This window comes from Nocardia sp. NPDC101769, from assembly GCF_044766925.1.
Taxonomy (GTDB): Bacteria; Actinomycetota; Actinomycetes; order Mycobacteriales; family Mycobacteriaceae; genus Nocardia.
Map to the genome: position 1 here is coordinate 1 of NZ_JBIWMX010000112.1, position 3,174 is coordinate 3,174.

Sequence of the window (3,174 nt, forward strand, 5' to 3'; positions counted from 1 at the left end):
GTGGCCGCCCTTCACCGGCTCGACACGCCGACACCACCCCCAACCGTCCCCGACCAGGCAATCCACACGGTCACGAACTACGGCTGGAGTACTAGGGGACGAACCCGCAGCCCCCACTCGCCGCCGCGCGGCACGGCCTCCGGAAAGTCGGCAGTTGCGGACGTTCTGCGCCGCACCAGGTTCCGGGCGCCGGCGCCCCGCTGGCCGGTTCGGTCAGCGCGGTATGCGGCAAGAGAGTGCGTTCAGCGCCGTGGGCCCGCGCTCCTCGACGCTGGACCCAGCTGCCCCGTTCGCCGAAACTCCCGGCAGCATTTTCGGCGACTTCGGGGTCAGCGCAGGCTCCCCAACCGGGCTTGGTCTTCCACGCGGCGACCAGGGCGGGCTCGGTGATGTTTCAGGCCACCTGCGATGTCGTGAGATGGACACGGATGTGGTCGAGCAGTTCACCGCTTCTGAGCGGTTTAGGCAGGTAGTCACACGCGGCGGCCGCGTAGACGTCACAAATGGCATCGGGATTGCCATCGAGTGAGACCGCGATGATCGGAATCGGTGAACGATTCCGCAGCTGGCGGCACAGATTCGCGCCCGGCAGGTCCGGCAGGTCCAGCTCGAGCAGCACCAAGTCTGGATTCCACCACCGAGCGAGGTTCAAAGCGCGCTGCGCGTTCTGGGCAGAAATCACCTCATGGCCGGCGCTGGCCAGCACGAGTACCTCAATTTCTGCCATTGCCGGATTGCTCTCGACGACAAGGACCTTGCTGGGCCGAGCTGCAGGAGTCGGTCGCGGCGTGAATTCTGTTGCGGAGCGTGGGAATTGGCTCAATGTGGATCCTTCGCAGACGGGTCCCCGTCCGTCGAATCCGCAGCGTCATGGAGCTCAATAGAGGCGGCCTGCGGGCGCAATGCCTGCACCGCGATCGACGTGTTATGACACTATGTCAACCTGCAATCTCTCAGCAATGTATCTGCGAACTGTTTTCATGGCGTTCACACGACCAGGGCTATTCACTGGCGTCCCATTACCGATGGCGCCCTCCGCCAAGATGCGACATTCGGCTAATAGCGGACGATCCGCTGGCCTCGGATCGGCACGGCCAGTTGATCTTCCGCCGCCCCGCGCTGGCCGGTTCGGTCGGCGTGGTATGTGGCAGAAGCGGAGAGCCGCAGGTGACGGCCTCGAAGCACTACACGCCGGTGCGATCAAAGATGCGCTGCCTGACCGCGGCCTTCCCGTTGGCGAGGATCGCCCAACCCAAACGGGTGCCGCTCCACGCAGCATAGGCGGCTTCGATCCAGCCTACATAGATCAGTTCGGCATGCTCCAACAGCTGCAAGGCCTCCCTTATCGGCCTGTGTAGCTGCTCGTAAACCCTGGACGGCTCACCATATGACTTACCACCCTGGAACACATACCCGCCGGGATTGGGATGCTCACGAAACAGCCACTCGACGAGGTTGCTGTGGTGGACGTCGTTGCCGCCCTTCGGTCCGTCCGGGCCAAATGCCGCCATGAGCTCTGCTGCCAGGTCCGCCGGCGACACACTGCTGGCCCATTCGATCATGGCTCGTGCGGCCTCATTCTCGGCCATGTCGTCCCTATTTTTCTTTGCCATGTCGTCCTTCCTGGCCAGAACGGCACCAGTACACCATTGTTGGTTCGCTGCGGGTTGCCGCGGTCTCGAGGTAAGTAGATGCCGCCTGCGCTGCCTACCGATCCCAACATCAGCACGAACCCGCAACGGGCTCACCGGAAACGTCGGCTACAAGTCCATCAGCACCGAACACCCCACCCCGCAGCCGGGACCCTCGACCACGGCACATCCCGAACTGACACGAAAATATGGTGACCACCACGGGTGACCACCGGTTCAGTGCCAAGCCGATCCACGCCGTGCGAAATACCCTCGGTCCGTTGCCCACCTTTGATGTTGCACCGATCCGTCAGCCAGACGAACTGAATTCGGCATGAGGGCGCGATCGTCGGTACCGAATGCAGGCGGCCCGTTGGCCTTTCGCGGTCAGCGTGGTGCTGGTACGTCCACGACCAGTTCGGCGGGGCTGGGATTCGTGCTGACCTGGATGCTCACTCGGCCCGAGCCGGGGAAGTTGAAGAAGGTGGCGTTCCAGCCGTAGTGACTGTCGTATTGGGTGGACTGGGTGTTGGTCGCGGTGACGCTTGTGTCGAGATTGGTGGCAGTAACCGTCGCGGAGATCGAGCAGTTGGTGCCCGCGGTCGGAGATCCCGACATCGAACCGAGCGGGTCGCTCGCGACATCGGCCTTGAAGCTCACCTGGACCTGCACCGAGCTGTCGAAGAAGGTCGCATGATCGCTGCCCTGTTGCCCCTGCTGAGGGGAAGCCGACGCGCTGACCGTCCCCGCGCAGCCCGGTCCGCCATCGACATGGGCAGGATCGAAGGACGACGTGTCCGCGGACGCCGGGCCGACCAGCACCCCGAACGCGATTACCGGCAGAGCTGATACTGCCGCAAACCTGAGCATGCCTCGCATCATGACTTCTGTCCTAGCACGGATCACAGCGTGACGATCACCTTTACCGAGACACGCTCGGATCAGTACGACAGAATCCGGTGCGCCTCAGCCAGTTCAGGAATCACCACTGGGCGATCGCTGACCCCGCCGCCCACACCTGACCATGGCACACATCTGACCGAACACGCCGCATGCAACACATCCACCACCCGCGGAGACCCTGGCGGCAGCGGCGGATTCGGCTGCTCCGAGCTCACGCCCGACGCCATCGCCCAAGCCACCCACGGCGCAACCTCATTGATGGTGCGTTCCGCCGACGCCGAATCGGCCGGGCCAGCCGACCTTCGCCGCCCCACGCCGGCTGGTTCGGCGAGCAGGGTACGCGGCATTCGATGCGTTCCGATTTGGGCCATCGAGGCGGGGTTCGAACCCGCGCGCCCTCCGCCGGTGTCGTTCCGGTGATATACCGCTGATCTACTCCATGGCCATCGACGAGTCTATCGATGTCCCAGATGTCCTCGCCCAGTGGATATTTCCTACAGGCCGCCGAGTCGGCCGCGTAGAACCGCGCGGGATGCGGTAGATGGGTGCGTTTGCCCGAGGTGCGCTCATCGGTGCACGCTCAGGGCTTGGGCGAACCATCTGAACGCGGGCACGCTGGGTTCTTCGGGGGCGTGGCCGT

General features: G+C 64.0%; 3 protein-coding genes and 1 tRNA gene. All 4 read right to left on the reverse strand.

Annotated features, from left to right (window positions below; all coding sequences use genetic code 11):
- Positions 1-394 precede the first annotated feature (394 nt).
- The 4 genes from ACIRRA_RS45700 to ACIRRA_RS45715 all read right to left on the reverse strand — a co-directional run bounded on the left by ACIRRA_RS45700 (position 395) and on the right by ACIRRA_RS45715 (position 2,977).
- Entirely contained in the window at positions 395-823 is a 429-nt protein-coding gene (locus ACIRRA_RS45700) for a response regulator transcription factor (RefSeq protein WP_402782336.1), read from the reverse strand.
- 361 nt (positions 824-1,184) lie between these two features.
- Positions 1,185-1,613: a hypothetical protein gene (locus ACIRRA_RS45705; RefSeq protein ID WP_402782339.1), complete on the reverse strand. Its 429-nt coding sequence runs from the start codon at positions 1,611-1,613 to the stop codon at positions 1,185-1,187.
- A 405-nt stretch (positions 1,614-2,018) separates the two neighbouring features.
- Complete coding sequence (locus tag ACIRRA_RS45710; protein ID WP_402782342.1) at positions 2,019-2,501, reverse strand: hypothetical protein; 483 nt, start codon at positions 2,499-2,501, stop codon at positions 2,019-2,021.
- Positions 2,502-2,897: 396 nt separating this feature from the next.
- Positions 2,898-2,977, reverse strand: a tRNA-OTHER gene (locus ACIRRA_RS45715).
- Between the last annotated feature and the right edge of the window lie 197 nt (positions 2,978-3,174).

Bases quoted from the DNA above. Each gene is read 5' to 3' on its own strand.
- ACIRRA_RS45705 (WP_402782339.1), bottom strand. From the start codon at position 1,613: ATGGCAAAGAAAAATAGGGACGACATGGCCGAGAATGAGGCCGCACGA.
- ACIRRA_RS45710 (WP_402782342.1), bottom strand. From the start codon at position 2,501: ATGCTCAGGTTTGCGGCAGTATCAGCTCTGCCGGTAATCGCGTTCGGG.